The 20,295-nt window shown below is 66.7% G+C and carries 21 protein-coding genes; 13 read left to right on the plus strand and 8 right to left on the minus strand.

What is annotated here, in order from left to right:
* Positions 1 to 110: 110 nt before the first annotated feature.
* From ACSLUQ_RS14405 to modC, 5 genes are all read left to right on the plus strand, one after another.
* Positions 111 to 599, plus strand: a complete 489-nt coding sequence (locus ACSLUQ_RS14405) for a DUF992 domain-containing protein (protein WP_417771844.1) — start codon at positions 111 to 113, stop codon at positions 597 to 599.
* A gap of 135 nt (positions 600 to 734) precedes the next feature.
* Positions 735 to 1,115 (plus strand): winged helix-turn-helix domain-containing protein, encoded by a 381-nt coding sequence (locus tag ACSLUQ_RS14410; protein ID WP_417771843.1) that lies wholly within the window; start codon positions 735 to 737, stop codon positions 1,113 to 1,115.
* Between the two features lie 120 nt (positions 1,116 to 1,235).
* Complete coding sequence (gene modA, locus ACSLUQ_RS14415; RefSeq protein ID WP_417771842.1) at positions 1,236 to 2,030, plus strand: molybdate ABC transporter substrate-binding protein; 795 nt, start codon at positions 1,236 to 1,238, stop codon at positions 2,028 to 2,030.
* 103 nt (positions 2,031 to 2,133) lie between these two features.
* Positions 2,134 to 2,829, plus strand: a complete 696-nt coding sequence (modB, locus tag ACSLUQ_RS14420; protein ID WP_417771841.1) for a molybdate ABC transporter permease subunit — start codon at positions 2,134 to 2,136, stop codon at positions 2,827 to 2,829.
* Positions 2,826 to 3,923: a molybdenum ABC transporter ATP-binding protein gene (gene modC / locus ACSLUQ_RS14425; RefSeq protein WP_461808909.1), complete on the plus strand. Its 1,098-nt coding sequence runs from the start codon at positions 2,826 to 2,828 to the stop codon at positions 3,921 to 3,923. The genes modB and modC overlap by 4 nt, the downstream gene beginning before the upstream one ends.
* Before the next feature lie 12 nt (positions 3,924 to 3,935).
* Here modC and ACSLUQ_RS14430 read toward each other — a convergent pair whose 3' ends face one another.
* Positions 3,936 to 5,657 carry a SulP family inorganic anion transporter gene (locus ACSLUQ_RS14430; RefSeq protein WP_461808910.1) on the minus strand — a complete coding sequence of 574 codons (1,722 nt, stop codon included), beginning with the start codon at positions 5,655 to 5,657 and terminating at the stop codon, positions 3,936 to 3,938.
* A gap of 89 nt (positions 5,658 to 5,746) precedes the next feature.
* On the minus strand, positions 5,747 to 6,043 hold the full coding sequence (locus tag ACSLUQ_RS14435) for a helix-turn-helix domain-containing protein (RefSeq protein ID WP_417771838.1): 297 nt from the start codon (positions 6,041 to 6,043) through the stop codon (positions 5,747 to 5,749).
* Between the two features lie 227 nt (positions 6,044 to 6,270).
* On the opposite strand from ACSLUQ_RS14435, the gene ACSLUQ_RS14440 reads away from it, so the two are divergent.
* A complete protein-coding gene (locus ACSLUQ_RS14440) occupies positions 6,271 to 6,888 on the plus strand; it encodes a DsbA family protein (protein ID WP_461808911.1) in 618 nt (205 codons plus the stop codon).
* Entirely contained in the window at positions 6,885 to 7,394 is a 510-nt protein-coding gene (locus ACSLUQ_RS14445) for a GNAT family N-acetyltransferase (RefSeq protein ID WP_461808912.1), read from the plus strand. The genes ACSLUQ_RS14440 and ACSLUQ_RS14445 overlap by 4 nt, the downstream gene beginning before the upstream one ends.
* Here the strand turns inward: ACSLUQ_RS14445 and ACSLUQ_RS14450 are convergent.
* Positions 7,358 to 7,957, minus strand: a complete 600-nt coding sequence (locus ACSLUQ_RS14450) for an RBBP9/YdeN family alpha/beta hydrolase (RefSeq protein ID WP_461808913.1) — start codon at positions 7,955 to 7,957, stop codon at positions 7,358 to 7,360. The genes ACSLUQ_RS14445 and ACSLUQ_RS14450 overlap by 37 nt on opposite strands.
* Before the next feature lie 353 nt (positions 7,958 to 8,310).
* Here ACSLUQ_RS14450 and ACSLUQ_RS14455 point away from each other — a divergent pair, with 353 nt between their 5' ends.
* The 6 genes from ACSLUQ_RS14455 (at position 8,311) to ACSLUQ_RS14480 (ending at position 14,785) form a co-directional block, all read left to right on the plus strand.
* Positions 8,311 to 10,146 carry an IlvD/Edd family dehydratase gene (locus tag ACSLUQ_RS14455; RefSeq protein WP_417771834.1) on the plus strand — a complete coding sequence of 612 codons (1,836 nt, stop codon included), beginning with the start codon at positions 8,311 to 8,313 and terminating at the stop codon, positions 10,144 to 10,146.
* Between the two features lie 105 nt (positions 10,147 to 10,251).
* The gene (denD, locus tag ACSLUQ_RS14460; RefSeq protein WP_461808914.1) at positions 10,252 to 11,238 is read left to right on the plus strand and encodes a D-erythronate dehydrogenase; all 987 of its coding nucleotides are present in this window, start codon (positions 10,252 to 10,254) and stop codon (positions 11,236 to 11,238) included.
* A gap of 19 nt (positions 11,239 to 11,257) precedes the next feature.
* On the plus strand, positions 11,258 to 12,145 hold the full coding sequence (locus ACSLUQ_RS14465) for an NAD(P)-dependent oxidoreductase (protein WP_461808915.1): 888 nt from the start codon (positions 11,258 to 11,260) through the stop codon (positions 12,143 to 12,145).
* Between the two features lie 39 nt (positions 12,146 to 12,184).
* Positions 12,185 to 13,015 carry a GntR family transcriptional regulator gene (locus tag ACSLUQ_RS14470; RefSeq protein WP_417771831.1) on the plus strand — a complete coding sequence of 277 codons (831 nt, stop codon included), beginning with the start codon at positions 12,185 to 12,187 and terminating at the stop codon, positions 13,013 to 13,015.
* 163 nt (positions 13,016 to 13,178) lie between these two features.
* Positions 13,179 to 13,913: an SDR family NAD(P)-dependent oxidoreductase gene (locus ACSLUQ_RS14475; RefSeq protein WP_417771830.1), complete on the plus strand. Its 735-nt coding sequence runs from the start codon at positions 13,179 to 13,181 to the stop codon at positions 13,911 to 13,913.
* Between the two features lie 29 nt (positions 13,914 to 13,942).
* The gene (locus tag ACSLUQ_RS14480) at positions 13,943 to 14,785 is read left to right on the plus strand and encodes a fumarylacetoacetate hydrolase family protein (protein WP_417771829.1); all 843 of its coding nucleotides are present in this window, start codon (positions 13,943 to 13,945) and stop codon (positions 14,783 to 14,785) included.
* A 202-nt stretch (positions 14,786 to 14,987) separates the two neighbouring features.
* On the opposite strand, the gene ACSLUQ_RS14485 is transcribed toward ACSLUQ_RS14480, so the two are convergent.
* Genes ACSLUQ_RS14485 through ACSLUQ_RS14505 form a run of 5 tightly spaced genes read right to left on the minus strand, consistent with a single transcriptional unit; the run spans position 14,988 to position 19,888 of the window.
* On the minus strand, positions 14,988 to 15,395 hold the full coding sequence (locus tag ACSLUQ_RS14485; protein ID WP_417771828.1) for a F0F1 ATP synthase subunit epsilon: 408 nt from the start codon (positions 15,393 to 15,395) through the stop codon (positions 14,988 to 14,990).
* A gap of 24 nt (positions 15,396 to 15,419) precedes the next feature.
* Positions 15,420 to 16,859: a F0F1 ATP synthase subunit beta gene (atpD, locus tag ACSLUQ_RS14490; protein ID WP_417771827.1), complete on the minus strand. Its 1,440-nt coding sequence runs from the start codon at positions 16,857 to 16,859 to the stop codon at positions 15,420 to 15,422.
* A gap of 24 nt (positions 16,860 to 16,883) precedes the next feature.
* Positions 16,884 to 17,765, minus strand: coding sequence for a F0F1 ATP synthase subunit gamma (locus ACSLUQ_RS14495; protein ID WP_417771826.1), 882 nt, complete (start codon positions 17,763 to 17,765; stop codon positions 16,884 to 16,886).
* A 33-nt stretch (positions 17,766 to 17,798) separates the two neighbouring features.
* Entirely contained in the window at positions 17,799 to 19,328 is a 1,530-nt protein-coding gene (gene atpA / locus ACSLUQ_RS14500; RefSeq protein ID WP_417771825.1) for a F0F1 ATP synthase subunit alpha, read from the minus strand.
* Positions 19,328 to 19,888, minus strand: a complete 561-nt coding sequence (locus ACSLUQ_RS14505) for a F0F1 ATP synthase subunit delta (protein WP_417771824.1) — start codon at positions 19,886 to 19,888, stop codon at positions 19,328 to 19,330. The genes atpA and ACSLUQ_RS14505 overlap by 1 nt, the downstream gene beginning before the upstream one ends.
* Positions 19,889 to 20,295: the final 407 nt, after the last annotated feature.

Raw genomic sequence — 20,295 nt, forward strand, 5'->3', positions numbered from 1 at the left:
CGTCGAAAACCTGCCCGCGCGGATGAAACCTTTTCCGCATCCATCCGTTATCGACACAACATCCCAACGCGGCCGCCGCTACAGGCATGCCGCAACCATCGGAGGAATTCATGCGTCGGACCATCGGCCTTGCCGGAACCGCCCTTCTCGCCCTTATCGTTTCCTCGCCCCTCGCCTTCGCGCAGAGTTCGAAGCCGGGCGTCGAGATCGGCAAGCTGACCTGCAACGTCGAGGGTGAAAGCAACTTCATCATCGGCGGCAGCAACACGCTTGCCTGCACGTACCAGCCCGCCAATGGCGGTCCGACGGCCTTCTACAGTGGCGAAAGCCACGAGTTCGGCCTCGACATCGGCACGCAGCGTGATGCAACGCTCGTCTGGGGTGTTCTGGCTCCCGCCGCGGACACCGACCCCGGCGCTCTGGCAGGCAAATATGCGGGTGTAACCGCTGGCGCGAGCCTCGGTGCGGGCCTGAAGGCCAACGCTCTGATCGGCGGCCTCGACAAGTCGATCGCGCTCAACCCGCTCAGCATCGAGTCCCAGACCGGCACCAACCTGACCATCGGCGTCACCTCGCTGGTGCTGAAGTACACCAACTGAGCCGGCATTCGACCGCCAGACTGACAAATGTTCGATGAGGGTGGCGGGCCGGAGAGGCCCGCCACCCTTTTTCGTGGGAGCAGTAAGTTTTCCGCAGCGGATGACAAGCCCGCGCGGCGGCGGTACCAACGGGCCATGACACGCGACACCACACCTCCCGGCGTCAGACTGCGGCTGGTCTTCGAGCCCGACACCGCCTTCGGCCCCGGCAAGGCGGACCTTCTCGAGGGCATCGCCGAGACCGGCTCCATCGCCGCTGCCGGCCGCCGCATGGGCATGAGCTACAAGCGCGCCTGGACGCTGGTGGAAGAAATGAACGGCATGTTCGAGCTGCCGCTGGTGCACAGCAGCCGCGGCGGGGCGGCGGGCGGCGGGGCACGGCTGACGGCGGACGGCGAGAGGGCACTCGATCTCTATCGCCGGCTGGAGGCGAAGGCCCGCGAGGCGGGCCGCAACGAGATCGCCCAACTCAGGGCCATGGCGCGCGGCGCCGGCGGCGGCACCTCTTCCGGCTGATCGGCCAGCCGCTTTCGGTCACATCGATATGTACGGACGGAAATAACGGTTGCACTCCATTCGACGTGAAGCGATATTTCCATCCGTACATATCGAATCCTCGCAATCCGGAGACGCCACATGTCCCTGAAGCTCCCCTCCTCGGCAAGCCTGCGCGCCGGAATTCTCGCCTTCGCCCTTGCTTGCGGACTTGGCGGGACCGGGAACGATGCCCGCGCCGACGACATCACCGTCTTCGCTGCCGCGAGCCTCAAGAACGCCATGGACGAAATCGCCCCGGCCTTCGCCACCGCCACCGGCGACAGGCTCGTCGTTTCGCTTGCCGGAAGCTCGGCGCTTGCCCGCCAGATCCAGGCCGGGGCGCCGGCCGATCTCTTCATCTCGGCCAACGTCAAATGGATGGACACGCTTGCCGCCGACGGCCTAATCCGGGCCGACACCCGGGTCGACCTGCTCGCCAATTCCATCGTCCTCATCGCCCATGGCAAGGATGCCGGCCCGGTCGAGATCGCCCGCGACATGGATCTCCCCGGCCTCCTTGGAGAGGGACGGCTGGCCATGGCACTGGTCGACGCGGTGCCGGCCGGCATCTACGGCAAGGCAGCGCTGACAAGTCTCGGGCTTTGGGACGCCGTCGAACCGAGCGTGGCGCAGGCCGACAATGTGCGCGCCGCACTCGCCCTCGTTTCCAGCGGTGAGGCGCCGTATGGCATCGTCTACGCGACCGACGCGGCGGCCGACGACAACGTGACCGTCGTCGCCACTTTTCCCGCCGACACCCACCCCGCGATCATCTATCCTGCCGCGCTGACGCAGGAGGCCAACACGCCGGCGGCGACAAAGGCGCTGGCGTTCCTGAGGGGCGCGGAAGCGCGCAAGGCCTTCGAGCGGCAGGGCTTCGTCGTCCTCGACTGACGATCCCCGCCCTTTCGCGTTCGCGCGCGTCATGACACGAAACAGGCGCCGCCCGGAGCGGGTGTTCCGGACGGCGCAGGTCCAGACAGGTGATCGAGGTCGAATGGATTTCCTGAGCCCGGAGGAATGGAGCGCGGTGGCGCTGTCCTTGCGCGTGTCCTTCTGGGCCACGCTCGTGAGCCTGCCGCTCGCCGTCGCCGTTGCCCTTCTGCTGGCGCGCGGACGCTTTTTCGGGCTTCAGCTCCTGAACGGCCTCGTGCATCTCCCCCTGATCCTGCCGCCGGTGGTCACCGGCTATCTGCTGCTGATGACCTTCGGGCGCAAGGGGCCGGTGGGCGCGTTTCTCGACCAGGCCTTCGGCATCGTCTTCGCCTTTCGCTGGACCGGGGCGGCGCTGGCGGCCGGCATCATGGCCTTTCCGCTGATGGTGCGCGCCATTCGCCTCGCCATCGAGGCGGTCGACCCGAAGCTGGAGGAAGCGGCGGGAACGCTGGGGGCGTCGCGCCCGCTGGTCTTCGCCACGGTGACGCTGCCGCTGATCCTGCCCGGCGTCGTCGCCGGGGCGATCCTCGCCTTCGCCAAGGCGATGGGCGAATTCGGGGCGACCATCACCTTCGTGTCCAACATCCCCGGCCAGACCCAGACCCTGCCCTCGGCGATCTATGCCTTCCTGCAAGTGCCCGGCGGCGAGACCTCGGCCGCGCGTCTTGTCGGCGTCTCCATCGTCATCTCCATGACAGCTCTGTTGCTGTCCGAATGGGTCGGCCGCTCCATCGCCAGCAGGATACGCGGCTCATGAGCATCTCCGTCGCCATCCGCCACGCCTTCCCGGGCTTCTCCCTCGACGTCGCCTTCGACGCCCCCGACGGCGTCACGGCGCTCTTCGGTCGCTCCGGCTCGGGCAAGACCAGCGTGGTCAACGCCATCGCCGGCCTGCTGAAGCCGGACGGCGGTCACGCGCGGGTCAACGGCATGACGCTCTTCGATCGCGAAACGGGCGCCTTCCTGCCGCCGCATCGCAGGCGCATCGGCTACGTCTTCCAGGAGGGGCGGCTGTTTCCGCATCTCACCGTCTGCCAGAATCTGTCCTACGGGCGCTTTTTCTCGTCACGCGGTGCCAGGCACGAGAGCGAGGCGGGTTTCGAGCGGATCGTGCACCTGCTCGGCATCGACCATCTGCTCGCCCGCCGCCCGGCGACGCTGTCGGGCGGCGAGAAACAGCGCGTCGCCATCGGCCGGGCACTGCTCGCCCGCCCGAAACTGCTGCTCATGGACGAACCGCTGGCGGCGCTCGACGAGGCGCGCAAGGAAGAAATCCTGCCGTTTCTGGAAAGACTGACACAGGAAACCGAAGTCCCGATCCTCTATGTCAGCCACTCGGTCGCCGAGGTCGCCCGGCTGGCCTCGACCGTGGTCATGCTGCAGGACGGAAAGGTGACGCGCGCGGGACCGCCGGTCGATGTGCTGACCGACCCTGCCGCCGTGCCGGCGCTTGGCGTGCGCGACGCCGGCGCGGTGCTGGCGGGCATGATCTTGGAGCACCATGCCGACGGCCTCAGCGAGATCGCCATCGCCGGCGGACGACTGCTGCTGCCGCAACTCGACGCCCCGGAAGGCACGAACGTGCGCGTGCGCGTGCAGGCCCATGACGTGATCCTGGCGCGCGACGCGCCGACGGGCCTTTCGGCCCTCAACGTGCTGCCCGTGCGGATCACCGCGCTGCGGCGGGGCGAGGGGCCCGGCGTGGTTGTGCGGCTCGACTGCGGCGGGGCGTTGCTCCTGGCCCGCGTCACCCGCCGCTCGGCCGAGGCGCTGCGCCTTGCCCCCGGCCTGGAGTGCCACGCCATCCTGAAGTCCGTCGCCATCGCCCCGAGCGACGTCTGGATCGCCTGAGCGACCGCCTGTTCAGGCGGTCGCGACGGCGGCGTGGGCAACCCTCAGCCCATCCGCGACATTTGCCTCGAAGTCGACCAGCGGCGGGCAGATGCCCTGGGCGGCGAGGTCGCGCTTCACCTCCTTGCGCAGGCCGGTGAGCACGACGCGCACGCCCCTCCGCGCCGCCTTGTCGGCGAGACCGCGGATGGTGTTGGCCGCCGTCGAATCGAGGAAGGGCACGGCGGCGAAATCGAGCACCAGCGCCTTGTGCGTGTCGGCGATGCGGTCGAGCACCGAGCCAATGGAGGCGGCGGCGCCGAAGAAGAACGCGCCGGTGATGCGGTAGACCACCACGTCCGGATCGTTGGTCACCCCCTCGTCATAGGGCTTGCGGTCACCATTGGCATCGTCGGCGCGGTCCTCCGCCACCAGCGGCGTGTGCCGCTCCACCGCCACCGCCTTCGACATGCGGTGGATGAACAGCACCGAGCCCAGCGCGAAGCCGACGACAATCGCCTCGGTGAGATCGCGGAAGATGGTGAGACCCAGGGTCGCCAGCAGCACGATGGCATCGCCGCGCGACGTCATCAGCAGCGTGCGGATGGCGTGTTTCTCGATCATGTTCCAGGCAACCACCGCCAGAAGCCCGGCAAGGCTGGCAAGCGGCACATACTGGGCCAGCGGCGCGGCGACCAGCATGAACACCAGCAGGAAGGCGGAGTGCAGCATGCCGGAGACCGGCCCATGCGCGCCGGAGCGCACGTTGGTCGCGGTGCGCGCGATGGTGCCGGTGACGCAAATGCCGCCGAAAAGCGCGGAGGCCGCGTTGGCGACACCCTGCCCGACGAGCTCGCAGTTGGAGCGGTGGCGGCGACCGGTCATGCCGTCGGCGACGACCGCCGACAGCAGCGATTCGATGGCCCCAAGCAAGGTGAAGCCGATGGCGTTCGGCAGGATCGCGGCGATCCGCTCAACCGAGAAATCCGGCAGCGACGGCGCCGGCAGGCCGCTCGGAATCCCGCCGAAGCGCGAGCCGATGGTGGCGACCGGCAGATCGAGCCCCCAGGTCGCGAGACCGGCGAGCACCACCGCGATCAGCATGCCCGGCCAATGCGGGCGCACCCGCTTGAGGCCGACGATGACGGCGATGGTGACCAGCGCCAGCCCGAGGCTCGCGGGCTCGAGGCTCGGCAGGGCCTCGTAGAGGACGGGCAACTTCGCCAGCAGCGGTCCGGGTTCCGGGCCGACCAGCGTCAGGCCGAAAAGCTCCTTCAGCTGGCTTGCGAAAATGATCACGGCAATGCCCGCCGTGAACCCCACTGTCACGGGATAGGGGATGAACTTGATGTAGGTGCCAAGCCGCAGAAAGCCGGCGGCGACGAGCATCAGGCCCGAGAGGAACGTGGCGAGGATCAGGCCCTCCATGCCGTGCTGCGCGACCGTTCCCGCCACGAGCACGATGAAGGCGCCAGCCGGCCCGCCGATCTGGAAACGGCTGCCGCCGAGCAGCGAGACGAAGAAGCCGCCGACAATCGCCGTGTAGAGCCCCTGGGCCGGCGTCGCGCCGGAGGCGATGGCAATCGCCATGGACAGCGGCAGCGCGACGATGGCGACCGTCAGCCCGGCGACGGCATCCGCCTTCAGATGGGCGGCGGTGTAGCCCTCGCGCAGGACGGAAACCAGCTTCGGTGTGAACAGGTCAACGAAACCCGGCTCGTCGGAAACGGAGGGAGCGGAACGCTTTTCAGTCATGTCAGTCCGGCTGCCTTCTTGAAGAGGCGGCGGGATCGTCGGTCGTCTCGGCGGTCGCCGTCGCGGGTGGTCTGGTGGTTCTGCCGGTCTCAGCCTGAGCTGGACGGGGAAAGGTCGTTGGGGGCCGGTGCGGACGGGCTCGCCTCGACGAGGCGCACGCCGCGGCCACCGGAAACGCTCGCCGCATTGTCACCGATCAGTTCGACGCCGGAGCGGGACAGCGCCTCGACGACCTTGGCCAGCGTATCGACAACACCGCGCACCTGGCCGCCGCTCGCCTCCATGCGCTGGATCGTCGGCACCGAGACGCCGGCCCGCTCGGCAAGCGTCTTCTGGTCAATGCCGAGAAGGGCGCGCGCGGCGCGCATCTGAGCTGCGGTGATCATGCGGCCTGCGGCTCCAGCTTTAAGAGTAACGCTTCACATCTACATAATGATATCTGAGATATCAATATCCTTATTTCAGACACCAAACCCACCCATCGAGACGGCTCCCCCGCCCCGAGCACACCTCGCGCGACCTGCAAGGTTTTTCAATTGCGCCGACGCGACGCACGCGCCACGCTTCGCCTGGTGCCTGAAACGCAGGCCCACGAGACAGGGATGCACGCCTCATGGACGCACACACGCCGGATGGCGCCATCGAATTCTGGTTCGACTTCGGTTCGGCATACGCCTATTTCGCGGCCCTCGGCATCGACGCACTGGCCGAACGTGTTGGCCGGCCGGTGCTCTGGCGCCCCTACATGCTCGGCACCGCCTTCAAGGCGACCGGCGCGCGCGGACTGTCCTCGACGCCGCTGAAGAGCGATTACGCCCTGCGCGACTGGCAGCGCCTCGCCCGCCTGCATGGCGTCCCCTTTTCTCCCCCGTCCGGGCATCCGACGGTCGCGCTGGCCGCGACGCGGGCCTTCTATCACCTCGAGGAGGAAGCACCGGATCTTGCCCGGCGCTTCGCGGCTGCCATGTTCGCCAGCTACTATCGGGGCGAGAAGGATGCCGGCAACGCACAGGACGTCGCCGACATCTGCGCAGCGCTCGGCGCTGACCGCGCCGCCGTTCTCGCCGCACTGGACGAGCCGGGGCTGAAGGCCCGTACCAGGGAGATCGGCGAAGGCGCGGTGGCGCGCGGCATCTTCGGCTCGCCCTTCTTCGTCGTCGACGGCGAACCCTTCTTTGGCGCCGACCGCATGGCAATGATGGAGGACTGGATCCGGCGGGGTGGCTGGTGACACGCGGCGAGAACGGCGGCGAAGACCGGTCGGGACAGCTCACCCTGCGCCCGCTAGCGTTGGACGACACGCCGGCCTTCGCCCGCCTGCTGGCGGATTATGGCCAGGAGATGCGGAACGGCTCGGCGACCGCCGCCGCCGGCACGGCTGCCGAGGAAGCAGCGGCTGCGCGCCTGCTTGCCGACCCGCTCGCCCACGTTCTCGGCGCCTTCGACGCGGAGACGCTCGTCGGCTTCGCGCTCTACTTCGACCTTCCCGAGGCGATCTCGTCGGGACGCGCGGGCCAGCTCGACGACCTTTTCGTCGCGTCCAGGGCGCGCGGCCGGCGTCTTGCCGAAAGGCTCGTTTCGGCGGTCGCGGCGCAAGGCAAGTCGCGTGGCTGGGTGCACCTGCGCTGGCTCGTGCCCGAGGAGAACCGATCCGCCCTCAGGCTCTACGACCGGATCGCCGAGCAAGCCCCCTGGAAAAGCTACGTCCTGAGGCTCGAGGCCGCGGATCGCCGATAGGCGAGCATGGCCCGAAAGGCCTCGAACAGCGCAAATCCCTGCGGCCAGTCACCCAGACCGCTGGCCCCGTTGATGTGGCCCAGCGGCCCGGCGACGAAAAAGCTCGCGCCCCAGCAATCGGCGCGTGCGCGGCAATAGTCGAGATCGCCGTAGGGATCGGACTCGCTTGCCACGACGAGCGAGGGAAAAGGCAACGGATCGTCCGGCGCGCCGGCGAAGGAGGCTGCTTCTGCCGGGAAAACCGGGCCGGCGGGATCGGGCACGGCGACGAGGACCGCGCCGGCAATCGGCGCAGGCCGCTCGTCCGACCTCGCCCGCGCCGCCACCCAGTGCGGCACCAGCAGGCAGGCGAGGCTGTGGGCGAGCAGCAACGGCGGCGCGCCGGAGCGCGCCCGTGCTTCCTCCACCGCACGCTCGAGCGCATCGATCCAGTCGCCAAGTTCCGGCCTGTCCCAGTCCGAAGGGGCGAACCGGCTGAAGTCGCGGTCGCGGCGCTCCCAGACCGTCTGCCAGTGCGCCTCCCCCGAACCGCCAATGCCCGGAACCACGATTGTCGCCACCATGTCGCATCTCCCTCGCCGTGCTTGCCCGCAACGTCCAGGATCGACGCTTATCCGAGCCGTCGCCGGTGCTGAAGTGAGAAAGCCTGAACCTCCCGGAAACCCACCTCAGGGACATAAGGAACAACGTATCCACAGAAACCAAAAGGACAGGTCCACTGTCCCAAGGTCGCGACATCCTGTGAGCACGGGACAGCCTTTTCACGGCGGTTTCATGCAATTTTACAAGGATATTCGCCCCCTCTCGGCGCAGGGAAAGCAGCGGAGAGACGAAATTTGCACTTGATGAAAGTTTGTATACATTGTCGATAGCCGACGGGTAAAACCGTAGCCGCAGCCGACACGCCGGAGACACCATGAGCAACGCGCACGACAAGAGCAAAGCGCCCAAGACATCCAACCTGCGCTCGCGCGCCTGGTTCGACAATCCCTCCAACCCGGACATGACCGCGCTCTATCTCGAGCGCTACCTGAACTACGGCCTGTCCCAGGAGGAACTGCAATCCGGCAAGCCGATCATCGGCATCGCCCAGACCGGCTCGGACCTGTCGCCGTGCAACCGGCACCATCTGGAGCTGGCCAAGCGCGTGCGCGAGGGCATCCGCGAGGCGGGCGGCATCGCCATCGAGTTTCCCGTACACCCGATCCAGGAGACCGGCAAGCGTCCGACCGCCGCGCTCGACCGCAACCTCGCCTATCTGAGCCTCGTCGAGGTGCTCTACGGATATCCGCTCGACGGCGTCGTGCTGACCGTGGGCTGCGACAAGACAGCCCCGGCCTGCCTGATGGCGGCGGCGACGGTCAACATTCCCGCCATAGCCCTGTCGGTCGGGCCGATGCTCAACGGCTGGTTCCGCGGGCAGCGCACCGGGTCGGGCACCATCGTGTGGAAGGCCCGCGAGATGATGGCCGCTGGCGAGATCGACTATGAGGGCTTCGTCGCGCTGGTCGCCTCGTCCGCCCCCTCGACCGGCTATTGCAACACCATGGGCACCGCCTCGACGATGAACTCGCTGACCGAGGTCCTCGGCATGCAGCTCCCCGGTGGCGCGGCCATCCCCGCCCCCTATCGCGACCGCCAGGAGGCCGCCTACCGCACGGGCCTGCGCATCGTCGACATGGTGCATGAGGACCTGAAGCCGACCGACATCATGACCCGCGCGGCGTTCCTCAACGCGATCCGGGTCAACTCCGCCATCGGCGGCTCGACCAACGCGCCGATCCACCTCAACGGCATCGCCCGCCACCTCGGCGTGGACCTGTCCATCGACGACTGGCAGACGCACGGCGAGAAGATCCCTCTGCTGGTCAACATGCAGCCGGCCGGCGAATATCTCGGCGAGGACTATTATCACGCCGGCGGCGTGCCCGCGGTCGTCAACCTGCTGATGCAGCAGGGGCTGATCGAGGAAGATGCGATGACCGTCAACGGCCGGAGCATCGGCGACAACTGCCGTGATGCGAAAGTGCTCGACGAGAAGGTGATCGTTCCCTTCGACAAGCCGCTGAAGGAAGCGGCCGGTTTCCGGGTGCTGCGCGGCAATCTTTTCGATTCCGCCATCATGAAGCTCTCCGTGGTCACCCAGGAGTTCCGCGACCGCTATCTCTCCAACCCGGATGACCCGATGGCCTTCGAGGGGCCGGCGATCGTCTTCGACGGACCGGAGGATTATCACGCCCGCATCGACGACCCGGCCCTCGCGATCGACGAGACTTCGGTGCTGTTCATGCGTGGCACCGGCCCGATCGGCTATCCGGGCGCCGGCGAGGTCGTCAACATGCGCGCGCCCGACTACCTCCTCAAGCGCGGCGTCACGGCGCTGCCGTGCATCGGCGACGGCCGCCAGTCGGGCACCTCCGGCTCGCCGTCGATCCTCAACGCCTCACCCGAGGCGGCTGCCGGTGGCGGGCTGGCACTGCTGCGCACCGGCGACCGGGTGCGCATCGACATCAACAAGGGCACGGCCAACATCCTCATCTCCGACGAGGAGCTGGCGAACCGGCGCAAGGCGCTCGAGGAGGCCGGCGGCTACGTCTATCCGGCGCACCAGACCCCCTGGCAGGAGATCCAGCGCGGCATCGTCGCGCAGCTCGAGGCGGGCATGGTGCTGGAACCGGCGGTGAAGTATCAGCGGATCGCCCAGGGCGGGGCCGACGGCACCATGCCGAGGGTGCCGCGCGACAATCACTGACAACCAACGCCTCTTGCCCGCCGGACAAGCGCGGGCAGGAGGCGGACCGCGAAACGCGAAGTTCAACAAACGTCGAATGACTGAAACGGAAGGGGAAGGGCGCCCATGCGCATCCTGATTATCGGAGCCGCCGGAATGGTTGGCCGGAGGCTCGCCGAAAAGCTGATTGCCGAGGGAACGCTCGGCGGCAAGACAATCGACACCATTCACGCCGTCGACGTGGTCGAGCCCCAGCTCGCCGCGCGCACGGGCGGCCCGCGCATCGAGGCGGCGGCAGGCAATGTTGCCGACGAGGCGACGGTGAAAACCTTCGTCGCCGGCAGGCCCGATGTGATCTTCCATCTCGCGGCGATCGTTTCCGGCGAGGCCGAGGTCGAGTTCGACAAGGGCTACGCCATCAACATGGATGGCACCCGATACCTGCTGGAGGCCGTGCGCCACCAGGGCGACGACTATGTGCCGCGGCTGGTCTTCACCTCCTCCATCGCCGTCTTCGGCGCACCTTTCCCCGAGAAGATCGACGACACCTTCTTCACCGCGCCGCTGACAAGCTACGGCGCGCAGAAGGCCATCGGCGAGCTGCTCCTGTCCGACTACACCCGCAAGGGCTTCGTCGATGGCATCGGCATCCGCCTTCCGACCATCGTCGTGCGCCCCGGCAAGCCCAACAAGGCGGCCTCGGGCTTCTTCTCCGGCATCATCCGCGAGCCGCTCGCCGGGATCGAGGCGATCCTTCCGGTCGAGGACGACGTGCGTCACTGGGTGGCGAGCCCGGCTGCGGCCGTCGGCTTCCTCGTCCATGCGGCGACGATGGACACGAGCGTCCTCGGCGACCGGCGCACCCTCACCATGCCGGGGCTCTCGGTCACCGTTGCGGAAATGATCGAGGCGCTGCGCAAGGTTGCCGGCGACGACGTGGTCAAGCTCATCCGGCGCGAGCGCGATCCGCAGATCGTGAAGATCGTCGAGGGCTGGCCGCGCGACTTCGTCGCCGCGCGGGCGGAAGAGGTCGGCTTCACCGCCGACGCCGATTTCGAGAGCATCATTCGCGCGCATATCGCCAGCGAGGACGTGAGCAAGACGGCAAACTGAACCAGGGAAGGGGCGCGGCATGACGGAAAAGGCTGCTATCGGCTTCATCGGCGTCGGCCTGATGGGCCACGGCATGGCGAAGAATCTGGTGGAGAAGGGGCATTCCCTCGCCGTTCTCGCACACCGCAACCGCGCCCCGGTCGAGGATCTCATCGCACGCGGCGCGTTCGAGGCCGGCGATATCGCCGAGCTCGTCGCCCGCAGCGAGGTGATCTTCCTGTGCCTGCCCGGCAGCCCAGAGGTGGAGCGCGCCGTCGGCGAGATCCTTGCCGCCGGCGCCAAGGGCAAGACGGTGGTCGATTGCAGCACCGCCAACCCGGTCTCCACCCGCGCGCTTGCCGCACGGATGGCGGAGGTCGGCGGCGCGCTGTGTGACGCGCCGCTGTCGCGCACCCCGGCCGAAGCCTGGGAAGGCACGCTCGACGTCATGGCCGGGGCGCCGGAAGACCTCTTCGCCAGGCTCGAACCGATCCTGTCCGCCTTCGCCACCAAGGTCGTGCGCGTCGGCGATGTCGGCGCCGGCCACACGATGAAGCTTGTGAACAACTTCCTCTCGCTCGGCTATGGCGCGCTCTATGCCGAGGCGCTGGCCATCGGCGCGCGCAACGGGATCGACGCGGCGACGGTCGAGGCCGTCGTCGGCGGCGGGCGCATGGATTGCGGCTTCTTCCAGACGTTCATGCGCCATGTGGTGCATGGCGACAAGAATGCCCACCGCTTCGCCCTGCGCAACGCCCACAAGGACATGCGCTACGTCGTCGGTCTCGCCAACGAAAGCGGCATCGCCTCGCATGTTTCCTCCGCGGTCAAGAACAGCTATGCCACCGCGGAGGCAACCGGTCATGGCGAAGACTACCTGCCGGAGATCGCGGCGATTGTTGCCCGGCTCAACGGCATCGGGCGCTAGGACGCCGCCGCCAGGCACAATAAGAAGTCGGGGAACCGCGTGCGGGAAGAGCGGAAGGACAAGGACGGCGACAACGGACGGGCCGGAGCCAAGGGACCGGCACGTCGCGGGCAGGCGCGCGCGGCGCCCTCGGGCGCGGCAGGCAGCGACAAGTCGGCCGGCTCTCCCGTCAGCGTGCGCGCCCGGCCGAGCCTTCAGGGCATCTCCAAGCTTCCGGCCCGTGACCGCGCCTATCACGAGCTGAGATACCGCATCCTCGAAGGCCGCCTGCCGCCGGGCACGACGCTGCTCGAGACCGAGGTCGCCAATCTCCTGTCGCTGAGCCGCACCCCGGTGCGCGAGGCGCTGATCCGCCTCGAGGAGGAGGGCCTCGTCGAGGTGCGCCCGCGTCACGGCATCACCGTCAAGGCGCTCTCCATCGAGGAAATCCAGCAGATCTACGAGGTCTTCTCGGCGCTGGAGGTCAAGGCGGCGCAGCTCACCGCCCGTCGCGGCATCAGCGACGCCGACCACGACCGGCTCGACGGCATCCTCTCCCAGATGGAACGGGCGACGCTGCGCGGCGACATCGAGCAATGGTCGGAGCTCGACGACATCTTCCATTCCGAGCTCGTCGCGCTTTGCGGCAATCCGCGCCTGCAGGGCATGCTGCGTCAGCTCTGGGACATGCAGTACCGCGCCCGCATCGCCATCGTGAAGCTGAGGCCGCTGCCGGTGCTTTCCGACGCCGAGCATCGGGAGATCCTCGCCGCCATCCGCGCCGGCGACGAGGCCAGGACGAGCCTGCTGCACCAGCGTCATCGCGACCGGGCCGACACCATGCTGCTGTCGCTGTTGCGCGGCCAGTCGGCCATCGGCGCGCCGAGTTGATCCATTGCCGCTTGCCTGCCTCTCGCGAGCGCTCAAGCAAGCCGGCTTTTTCCTTTCGCTGCCGTGACTTCGTCGCGTGCGAAATCGCACGGCGCGCCCTTTTCATAATGTATACATTGTGATTATGTGGACGCGGGAGAATCGCGCCGAGGGAGGAGGTGCCATGAACACGATCGACTTGAACGGCCGCCGTGCCGTAATCACGGGGGCGGCCCAGGGCATCGGCTTTGCCGCAGCCCGTCGCTTCATCGACAGCGGCGCGGACGTCGTCGCCTGGGACATCAACGCCGACGCGCTCGACAAGGCGGTCGCCGCGCTCGGGCCGAAGGCAAGCGGCCGCCAGGTCGAGCTGAGCGACGAAACCGCCGTCGCCGCAGCGGCGAAGGCTGCCGGCGATATCGACATCCTCGTCAACAACGCCGGCATTACCGGCGGCAACGGCGTCACGTGGGAGCTGGAGCCCGAGATCTGGCGACGGACACTCGAGGTTAATCTCGTGGCTCCCTATCTGACCTGCCGCGCACTGGTGCCGGGGATGATCGAACGTGGCTACGGGCGGATCGTCAACGTTGCCTCCATCGCCGGCAAGGAGGGCAACCCCAACGCCTCCCATTATTCGGCATCGAAGGCCGGGCTGATCGCGCTGACCAAGTCGCTCGGCAAGGAGCTGGCCAAGGCAGGCGTGACCGTCAACTGCATCACGCCGGCCGCCGCCCGCACGCCCATCTTCGACCAGATGACCCAGACGCATATCGACTACATGCTGTCGAAGATCCCGATGGAGCGCTTCCTCGAGCCCGAGGAGGCCGCCGCCATGATCGCCTGGCTGGCTTCGGCGGACTGCTCCTTCTCGACCGGCGCCGTCTTTGACATTTCCGGCGGCCGTGCCGTCTACTAACCCTCATCCAAACCAGCAGGACACGTGAAATGAAACTGTTGCGCTACGGCCCCGCAGGCCAGGAAAAGCCCGGGATCCTCGCTTCCGACGGCTCGATCCGCGATCTCTCCGGCACCGTTGCCGACATCGCCGGCGATGTGCTGTCGAGCGATGGCCTTGCCCGCCTCGCCGCCATCGATCCTCTGTCGCTTCCCGCGGTTTCCGGCGCCCCGCGCATCGGTCCCTGCGTCGGCGGCACGCAGAAGATCATCTGCATCGGCCTCAACTACTCCGACCACGCGGCGGAGACCGGCGCCGAGCCGCCGAGTGAACCGATCATCTTCGCCAAGGCGCTCAACGCCCTTTGCGGCCCCAACGACGATGTCGAGATGCCGCGCGGCTCCTCGGCGCTCGATTGGGAGGTCGAGCTTGCCGTGATCATCGGCAAGCGGGCCAAATACGTCAGCGAAGCCGATGCGATGGACCATGTTGCCGGCTACGCGATCATGAACGACGTTTCCGAGCGTGACTTCCAGACCAAGCGGTCGGGCCAGTGGACAAAGGGCAAGAGCCACGACACCTTCGGCCCCCTCGGCCCCTGGCTCGTGACCCGCGACGAGCTTGCCGACCCGCACAATCTCGACATGACGCTCGACGTCAACGGCGTGCGCCGCCAGACCGGCAATTCCAACACGCTGATCTTCAACGTGCCGCATGTGATTTCCTACCTGTCGCAGTTCATGACGCTGATGCCGGGCGACGTCATTTCCACCGGCACGCCTCCGGGCGTCGGCATGGGCATGAAGCCGCCTCAGTACCTGAAGCCGGGCGACGTGATGGAGCTTTCCATCGCCGGCCTCGGGTCACAGCGCCAGACGGTCGTCGCCGCCTGAGCCACGACTTTTCCGCTTCCCCGGGTGCCGCGCGCGGCGCCCGGACCGCACTGCACTGCCCCCTTGGGCGCACCGCCTCGCCGGTGCGCCCTTTTTTTTGTGCCCTCGCAGGCGCGCCGTGTCCACGCAGGAAGGCTGCCCAACGAAAAACGCCCGGGAGCGGTGCTCCCGGGCGTTTGATATTGCTGGCTGGTGGCTCGGCTCAGAGCGACTTCAGCGCTGCCTCGACATCGCGAAGCTGCTGGAGCGTCTGCAAGGCCCTGTCGCGAACGGCCTCGTCGGAGGCATCCTTGACGTCCTCTTCCGCGTCGCGGATCTGCTTGGCGATTTCCTCCGCGTGGAGTTCCTCGCTCTTGATCGCACGCTCGGCCAGAACGGTCAGACCATTCGCGCCGACCTCGGCGAAGCCGCCGCGGACGAAGAAGTCGAGTTCGTCACCGCCCGTCCGGGAAACCTTGAGGAACCCCGGACGCAGCGTTGCAACGAACGGCGCGTGACCGGCCATGACGCCGAACTCGCCCTCGCTTCCCGGCACGACCACCTGCGTCACCTCCTCGGAGACGAGCAGGCGCTCCGGCGAAACGAGCTCGAACTGGAATGCTGCGGCCATATCGGTCCTCTATTCCTGGTTTGGTTAGGCCGCTTCGGCCGCCAGACGCTGCGCCTTCTCGATCGCCTCATCGATGGAACCGACCATGTAGAAGGCCGCCTCCGGGAGGTGGTCGTACTCGCCGTCGACCAGGCCCTTGAAGCCCTTGATCGTGTCTTCGAGCGCAACGAGCTTGCCCGGCGAACCGGTGAAGATCTCGGCAACGAAGAACGGCTGCGAGAGGAAGCGCTCGATCTTGCGGGCGCGCGCCACGGTGAGCTTGTCCTCTTCCGAGAGCTCGTCCATGCCGAGAATGGCGATGATGTCCTGGAGCGCCTTGTAGCGCTGCAGGGTCGCCTGCACGGCACGGGCCGTCTCGTAGTGCTCGTCGCCGATGATGCGCGGATCGAGGATACGCGAGGTCGAATCGAGCGGATCCACGGCCGGGTAGATGCCCTTCTCGGCGATCGAACGGTTGAGAACCGTCGTGGCGTCAAGGTGGGCGAAGGTCGAGGCCGGCGCCGGATCGGTCAGATCGTCGGCCGGCACGTAGACGGCCTGCACCGAGGTGATCGACCCCTTGGTCGTGGTGGTGATGCGTTCCTGCATCGCACCCATGTCGGTGCCGAGCGTCGGCTGGTAGCCCACGGCCGAGGGAATACGGCCGAGAAGCGCCGACACTTCCGAACCCGCCTGCGTGAAGCGGAAGATGTTGTCGACGAAGAACAGCACGTCCTGGCCTTCGTCACGGAAATGCTCGGCAACGGTGAGGCCGGTCAGCGCCACGCGGGCACGGGCTCCGGGGGGCTCGTTCATCTGACCGTAAACCAGCGCGCACTTGGAACCCTCGGTCGAACCGTCGTGCTCCTTGGGATCGCGGTTCACGTTGGACTCGATCATCTCCCAGTAGAGATCGTTGCCCTCACGGGTACGCTCACCCACACCGGCGAAGACGGAGTAGCCGCCGTGCGCCTTGGCGATGTTGTTGATCAGCTCCATGATGAGCACGGTCTTGCCGACGCCGGCGCCGCCGAACAGGCCGATCTTGCCGCCCTTGGCGTACGGCGCGAGCAGGTCGACGACCTTGATGCCCGTCACGAGGATTTCCGCCTCCGTGGACTGCTCGGTGAAGCTCGGGGCTTCCTGGTGGATGCCGCGCTTCGTCTCGTGAACGATGGGGCCGGCCTCGTCGACCGGCTCGCCGATGACGTTCATGATGCGGCCGAGCGTGCCGGCGCCAACGGGAACCGAGATCGGCTCGTTGGTGTCGACGACTTTCTGGCCGCGAACGAGACCTTCGGTCGCGTCCATGGCGATGGTGCGAACCGTGTGCTCGCCGAGATGCTGGGCCACCTCAAGCACGAGGCGGTTGCCGTTGTTGTCGGTCTCAAGGGCGTTGAGAATCGGCGGCAGGTGGTCGTCGAACTTGACGTCGACCACGGCGCCGATGACCTGAGTGATCCGCCCGACTGCTTTGTCAGCCATATTGCTATCCTCGTCTCGATCCGGTCAGAGCGCCTCGGCGCCCGAGATGATTTCGATCAGCTCCTTGGTGATCTGAGCCTGCCGCTGACGGTTGTAGTTGAGCGTCAGCTTGTTGATCATGTCACCGGCGTTGCGCGTGGCGTTGTCCATCGCGCTCATACGCGCACCCTGCTCGGAAGCCGCATTCTCAAGAAGACCCCGGAAGATCTGCACCGAGATGTTGCGCGGGAGAAGATCCTCGAGGATCTCCGCCTCGTCCGGCTCGTACTCGTAGAGCGTGGCCGCCTCTTCGCTCTCGGATGCCGACTTGTCGAAGGTCACCGGAATGAGCTGCTGCGCCGTCGGGATCTGGCTGATCACCGACTGGAACCGTGCGTAGAACAGAGTGCAGACATCGAACTCGCCCGCATCGAACATCTTGCGAACGAGATCGCCGATCTCGTCTGCGTTCTCGAAGGCGACGCGCTTCACATGCCGCAGTTCCACGGTCTGGATGATGTGGCTCGCGAGATCGCGCTTCAGAAGATCGAAGCCCTTCTTGCCGACGCAGACGATCTTCACCGTCTTGCCCTGCGCGATCAGCGTCTTTGCCCGCTCGCGCGCCAGCTTGGCGATCGAGGAGTTGAAGCCGCCGCACAGGCCGCGCTCCGCCGTGGCGACGACGAGCAGATGCACGTCGTCCTTGCCGGTCCCGGCGAAGAGGCGCGGTGCGTCGTCACGCCCCTCGAATGCGGTGGCGATGTTGGCGAGCACCGCCTCCATACGCTCCGCATAGGGCCGCGCGGCCTCGGCCGCCTCCTGCGCGCGACGCAGCTTCGCCGCGGCCACCATCTGCATGGCCTTGGTGATCTTCTGCGTCGCCTTAACGGAGGCGATCCGGTTTCGTAAGTCCTTCAGGCTCGGCATGGCCGCCCCTTGTCCTGGATGCCGTCGGTCGCGTCAGGCGAAGTTCTTGGCGAAGGCCTCGATGGCCGCCTTGAGACGAGCCTCAAGGTCGGCGTCGAGCGCCTTCTTCTCCCAGATACCATCCAGGAGATCCGCATGTTCGCCGCGCAGGTTCAGAAGCAGACCGTCTTCAAAGTCCTTGACCTTGTTGACCGGCAGCTTGTCCAGGTAGCCATTGACGCCGGCATAGATGACGGCGACCTGCTCCTGGGTCTTCAGCGGCTGGAACTGACCCTGCTTCAGAAGCTCGGTCAGGCGCGCACCACGGTTCAGCAGGCGCTGGGTCGTGGCGTCGAGGTCCGAACCGAACTGGGCGAAGGCCGCCATCTCGCGATACTGGGCCAGCTCGCCCTTGATCTTGCCGGCAACCTGCTTCATCGCCTTGATCTGAGCCGAGGAGCCCACGCGCGACACCGACAGACCGACGTTCACCGCCGGGCGGATGCCCTGGAAGAACAGATCCGTCTCGAGGAAGATCTGGCCGTCGGTGATCGAGATCACGTTGGTCGGAATGAAGGCCGAGACGTCGTTGCCCTGGGTCTCGATGACCGGAAGGGCGGTCAGCGAACCGGCGCCATTGGCGTCGTTGAGCTTGGCCGAACGCTCGAGCAGGCGAGAATGGAGATAGAACACGTCGCCCGGGAAGGCTTCACGTCCGGGCGGACGACGGAGAAGCAGGGACATCTGGCGATAGGCCACGGCCTGCTTGGTCAGATCGTCGTACCCGATCACGGCGTGCATCGCGTTGTCGCGGAAGAACTCGCCGATGGCGGTGCCGGAGAACGGCGCCAGGAACTGCAGCGGCGCCGGATCGGAGGCCGTCGCGGCGACGATCACCGAGTACTCGAGAGCGCCCGATTCCTCGAGCTGCTTGACGAACTGGGCGACGGTCGAACGCTTCTGGCCGACGGCGACGTAGATGCAATAGAGCTTCTCGCCCTCATTGTCCGTCGCGTGCATCGGCTTCTGGTTCAGGAACGTGTCCAGAATGATTGCCGTCTTGCCGGTCTGACGGTCACCGATGACCAGCTCGCGCTGGCCGCGGCCAACCGGGATCAGAGCGTCGATGGCCTTGAGGCCCGTCGACATCGGCTCGTGAACGCCCTTGCGCGGCAGGATGCCCGGCGCCTTGACGTCGACGCGGCGCATCTCGGAACCCTCGATCGGGCCCTTGCCGTCGAGCGGCTGGCCGAGCGGGTCGACGACGCGGCCGAGCAGGCCCTTGCCAACCGGGATCTCGACGATGGCGCCGGTCCGCTTGACCGTGTCGCCTTCCTTGATGTCACGGTCGGAGCCGAACAGCACGATACCGACGTTGTCGGTCTCGAGGTTCAGCGCCATGCCCTTGATACCGCCGGGGAATTCGACCATCTCACCGGCCTGGACCTTGTCGAGGCCATAGACGCGAGCGATGCCGTCACCGACAGAAAGCACATGACCAACTTCCGAAACTTCGGCTTCCTGGCCGAAGTTCTTGATCTGGTCCTTGAGGATGGCGGAGATTTCCGCGGCCCGAATATCCATCAGCCGACCTCTTTCATAGCGAACTTGAGGGAATTGAGTTTGGTCTTGAGCGAAGTGTCGATCATCCGGCTACCGACCTTGACCACCAGGCCACCGATCAGAGAGGGATCGACCTTCGCCGAAATCATCACCGACTTGCCCGTCGCCTCATTCAGCGACTTCGTGAGGGACGCCAGCTGCTCGTCGGAGAGCGCGCTGGCCGACACCACGTCGGCGGGAAGCTCGCCACGGCGCTCTGCGAGCGCGGCGCGGTAGGCGACAATCATCGACGGCACCGCGAAGAGGCGGCGGTTGCGGGCAGCGAGCTTCACGAAGTTCGCAGCAAGGCCGCCGATGCCGGCCTTGTCGAGAACGGCGGTCAGCGCCTTGAGCTGCTCGTCGGCGGAGAAGACCGGGCTCGTCACGAGACGACGCAGGTCTTCGCTGTCCTGGAGAAGCTTCTCGAACGCGGAGAGTGCCTTCTCGACCTCCGCCACGGAGCCCTGCTCCTCTGACAAGTCGAGCAGCGCCGTCGCATAACGGGAAGCCACACCTGAAATGAGAGTTACGTTGTCGGTCACAGGGTCCGTGCTCTCTGAGGCGGGTTTAAGCCCATACGTCCGGCAAAGCCGTCCGCAAGGCGTTGGTAAATCGACATTTTTCAGACCGGGGAAGATGCGAGCCCGCTCGTACCCCGCAAAGCCGCGCTTCGATTAGCACAGGCTTCACATGTGAGCAACATAGCGGCGCGACTCAAATGCGCCAAACTTCAGGAAAATGGGCACATGTGGAGGAAACCGGCCCCGAGCGGGCCGTCAAACCCGCTTTTCCCGTCCCGCCGCAATGTCCCGCCAAGCCCGGGATTCCCTGTCCCGGCCACGGTTTCCCCAGCGTATCGCCAGCGTATCGCGGCATTTTCGACTTTTCACGCGCGAAAATGACGTAATTTTGTCGCGCCCCGACGGCGGGAGGGCTTTTTCCGGCATTT

The sequence above is a fragment of the Stappia sp. ICDLI1TA098 genome, assembly GCF_054880955.1.

Bases quoted from the DNA above. Each gene is read 5' to 3' on its own strand.
- ACSLUQ_RS14455 (WP_417771834.1), top strand. From the start codon at position 8,311: ATGAGCAACGCGCACGACAAGAGCAAAGCGCCCAAGACATCCAACCTG.
- denD (WP_461808914.1), top strand. From the start codon at position 10,252: ATGCGCATCCTGATTATCGGAGCCGCCGGAATGGTTGGCCGGAGGCTC.
- ACSLUQ_RS14435 (WP_417771838.1), bottom strand. From the start codon at position 6,043: ATGATCACCGCAGCTCAGATGCGCGCCGCGCGCGCCCTTCTCGGCATT.
- ACSLUQ_RS14440 (WP_461808911.1), top strand. From the start codon at position 6,271: ATGGACGCACACACGCCGGATGGCGCCATCGAATTCTGGTTCGACTTC.
- atpD (WP_417771827.1), bottom strand. From the start codon at position 16,859: ATGGCTGACAAAGCAGTCGGGCGGATCACTCAGGTCATCGGCGCCGTG.
- ACSLUQ_RS14450 (WP_461808913.1), bottom strand. From the start codon at position 7,957: ATGGTGGCGACAATCGTGGTTCCGGGCATTGGCGGTTCGGGGGAGGCG.
- ACSLUQ_RS14405 (WP_417771844.1), top strand. From the start codon at position 111: ATGCGTCGGACCATCGGCCTTGCCGGAACCGCCCTTCTCGCCCTTATC.
- atpA (WP_417771825.1), bottom strand. From the start codon at position 19,328: ATGGATATTCGGGCCGCGGAAATCTCCGCCATCCTCAAGGACCAGATC.
- ACSLUQ_RS14480 (WP_417771829.1), top strand. From the start codon at position 13,943: ATGAAACTGTTGCGCTACGGCCCCGCAGGCCAGGAAAAGCCCGGGATC.
- ACSLUQ_RS14475 (WP_417771830.1), top strand. From the start codon at position 13,179: ATGAACACGATCGACTTGAACGGCCGCCGTGCCGTAATCACGGGGGCG.
- modA (WP_417771842.1), top strand. From the start codon at position 1,236: ATGTCCCTGAAGCTCCCCTCCTCGGCAAGCCTGCGCGCCGGAATTCTC.
- ACSLUQ_RS14465 (WP_461808915.1), top strand. From the start codon at position 11,258: ATGACGGAAAAGGCTGCTATCGGCTTCATCGGCGTCGGCCTGATGGGC.
- modC (WP_461808909.1), top strand. From the start codon at position 2,826: ATGAGCATCTCCGTCGCCATCCGCCACGCCTTCCCGGGCTTCTCCCTC.
- ACSLUQ_RS14410 (WP_417771843.1), top strand. From the start codon at position 735: ATGACACGCGACACCACACCTCCCGGCGTCAGACTGCGGCTGGTCTTC.
- ACSLUQ_RS14485 (WP_417771828.1), bottom strand. From the start codon at position 15,395: ATGGCCGCAGCATTCCAGTTCGAGCTCGTTTCGCCGGAGCGCCTGCTC.
- ACSLUQ_RS14495 (WP_417771826.1), bottom strand. From the start codon at position 17,765: ATGCCGAGCCTGAAGGACTTACGAAACCGGATCGCCTCCGTTAAGGCG.
- modB (WP_417771841.1), top strand. From the start codon at position 2,134: ATGGATTTCCTGAGCCCGGAGGAATGGAGCGCGGTGGCGCTGTCCTTG.
- ACSLUQ_RS14430 (WP_461808910.1), bottom strand. From the start codon at position 5,657: ATGACTGAAAAGCGTTCCGCTCCCTCCGTTTCCGACGAGCCGGGTTTC.